The sequence below is a fragment of the Terriglobales bacterium genome (assembly GCA_035691485.1).
In the GTDB taxonomy this organism is placed as follows: domain Bacteria; phylum Acidobacteriota; class Terriglobia; order Terriglobales; family Acidobacteriaceae; genus JAIQGF01.
The window spans coordinates 1-2,991 of record DASSIZ010000006.1; the positions used below are offsets into that span (position 1 = coordinate 1).

Genomic DNA, 2,991 nt, shown 5'->3' on the forward strand with positions numbered 1-2,991 from the left:
ACCCTCGGCAGCCGGCTCGAGTTTGTTCCCGGCATTAGGTATGCTTGAACAAATCCGAGCCGGCTGATCCATCAACTTACAAACTGCTTACCTGATCACCAAGCGCCTACTTCAGTACCTGGCTGGCGTTGGCTGCTGCGACCAGCGCGTCGGCGTCGGCCTGCAGCAGGAAGCCGCTCGCGACCGCGTGCGCAGCAGCAGCCTGCACCCTTGCCACATAGCCAGCGTGCGTTCCGTAGCGTTCTTCCAGCGACGGCCGCGGATCGTTATTCGCGATCCGCAGCGCCTTTGTTTTCGCAAACGGAATGTAGCCGCCGGTGTAGTCACAGTTCTGGGACTTGTGGAAGCCCGCAGCAGTAACGTTCCAGCCGAAGTAGGAGCCGAGCGGCGCATCGCGCAGCACCGACGGCACCCCGCCCAGTTCGTTACCGTCCGAGTCGGTGCGCGGAACCAACATCTTGATCACCTGCTTGATCGGCGGCGGAATGTTGGTAGGAATACCGCTGCCATCGTTAGGATCAAACTGCGGTCCCCAGTCATAGTCGAGCACCGGGTTGATGAACGGCACCTCATTGTTGCCGTTTATAGTCGCCGCCTCCGGAGCCCGAGGAGCGATGTCGCGCAGTATCGGAAGTCCCGTCGGGAAGCCCATTGCGGCGAGCGTTGGTGGCACCAGGTTCTGGACGTTGTCCCCGTCGCCCTTGTGGAGACCGCGGCCGTTGTCATCGCCGTCGCCATCCGGGGTACGCAACCGCGGATAGAGACTATCCGGCGGCAGAGTGCCATTCATGACCCAGTCGCGGAAGTGCACGCGAATCGCGTTCACAACCTGCGTGTGCGGAACCGGATTGCCAGCGAATGCACCGGTGCCCCATTGATTTCCGGGGCAGCCCGGAGCATTGGGAGTGAAGTCAAACAGGTTGGTCCCCGCCGGCGTAGTCATGCCGCCATGCGTGGTGCTGGCGATGTAGTAGCGACGAACGTTGTCGGGCAGCGGGATATCTTTGGTGCCATCCGTGCCCACCCATTCGATGGGCAGCTTCAACTCCCAGACTTCGGCAGCGCCGAAGTGCTCGATGATCTTGGGACAGGTGCGAGACGCCGTGCAGCGATCCAGGATGCCGCGTGCCGGCAGGTTCCGCACGTGGTCCTCATAACGCGTCCACCACTGCGGCCCTTCGCTGCCGGCTTCGTACAGCTCCAGCACGCCGTCGGGCTGAGCCCAGCGGAAGTTCAACGCGATGCGGCGGCCGGCAATGATCGGCCACATGCCGTCATCGACCTGGCGGTGCTTCTCGTCCTCATTAAAGCCGAGATGCAGCCAGCCGCGCAAATAATTGCCGCTCTGTGATACGCCCCGCGCGATCGACCATTTGATCTTGCCGGCGATGGGGTTGGGCTGGCCATCGTCATCGGCCGCCTCGTACTTGAAGAAGGACTCCACATCGCGAAACGCGGCAAACCCAACGCCAAGAACGTAGGGATCTTTCGCGGTGAACACCAGCTGATACAGCTTGTTGGTGTCGAATCCATTGCGCAGGCAGATCTCTTGATTGATCGGCGTACCCGGGACCTGAATAATCGGCGTACCCGGGAATGGGTGCGTCGCATCGCAATGGGCCCACGCCCAATCGGCGCTGGCTATGATATTTCCTGGAGTGACGACTCCGGTCATGGTTTCGTGCAGGTGCTCGGTCAGGGTCGCCTTCGTCGTGTCGGTCGTGAAGGGTCTATAGGGGAAGGCGTTCGACTGCACCTTCAGGGGTGCAGAAACCAGTCCGGCAACGGGATTGATGATGCGAGCCAGCACCGTCCCGGTAATGGCGGAGCCATCCGGGTTATAAGCGATCGGGACCTTCACGAAATCAGTGGTGATGTTTGCCGGGTCGGTGAGTTTGGACTGGTCGGTATTGCCGGCGTTGTCGCCCTGCCAGCCGCTGGAGATTCCAACATCGCCGAAGGCCTTTTCGGCGTCGACGATGGTGATGCGGCCGCCGCGGTTCGGCACGTCATGCCAGAGCAGCCCGCTGGCCTTTGTCATATCGATCGGCTTAACGATAAAGAATGTGGCGGTGTATTCGACCTTGCCGTGACCGTTCCTCGGCGCGAGTTGAATATCCTGGATGATCGCGTTCACCGGGTCATCCGGATCCAGTTCGCCGAAGGCAAGGCCGGAAAGAGTCTCGTACTGTCCAGCGCTGCCGAAAGTCGCGCCCGCGAACGCTGGCGAGGTCTTTTTGTAGATGGTGAATCGAACTATACGGGCAGAAGCTGGAACAGCGAGTACAAGCGAAAGCAGCAATAAGAGCGCAAGGGCTCTGCGAACGCGCATGGATCCTCCACAGGATAGCTGGTCTTCGGATAGGAAGTTGAGAGGCCCTCACCGGCCGCCCACCGAAAGTGGCGCGAAGTCTATGTTTCGAGCCTACCCTTGTCAACAAAATGTGTACGACGCGCGCGGTAAAAATTTGCAAGCGTGGGACAGTGCGCCAGTTCCAGTTGAATGAGCAAGCGGAAAGATGCTTTCCTCAGGGCGTGCGCTCACTTGCTTCGGCTATCAATATGAGTGATCGAACGCCAACTCTGGCGGCGTCAAGACGAAGTAGGGCGGTAGTATCGCTAAGGTCTTTTTCAAACCCGGTTGCGGCCGGTTTTTTGTTTTGGGGAGGACCACGTTTGGCCGAAGACACCACCGAATTACTTGGCTCGGCGATATAACGCTTCCGCCATTTGTTTTCAGTTTTTGCCGTGTCGGAGGGCAAGCGCATTATTGCGCTGTGATGGAGCCGAACAGGCCATGCGCCTCATTGCTGCCGAGGTCTTGCGTTTTTCCGAAAACGCTCTGACGAATAGAGCGCCTGCCGTTAAAGCGCGGCTGCCGAGGCGCGCAAGTCACTGACAATTTGCTTCAACGGCAGCGACGCCCTTGTTGCATTTCTGCCGCGGTCGAAGTACCTGCTGAGCAGTTCACGGAGCTTGATCCGCGCGCGG

General features: G+C 59.7%; 1 protein-coding gene. It reads right to left on the minus strand.

Features of this window, described 5'->3' with window-relative positions; translation table 11 throughout:
* Positions 1 to 106: 106 nt before the first annotated feature.
* Complete coding sequence (locus tag VFI82_00540; GenBank protein ID HET7183141.1) at positions 107 to 2,302, minus strand: alpha/beta hydrolase domain-containing protein; 2,196 nt, start codon at positions 2,300 to 2,302, stop codon at positions 107 to 109.
* Positions 2,303 to 2,991 lie beyond the last annotated feature (689 nt).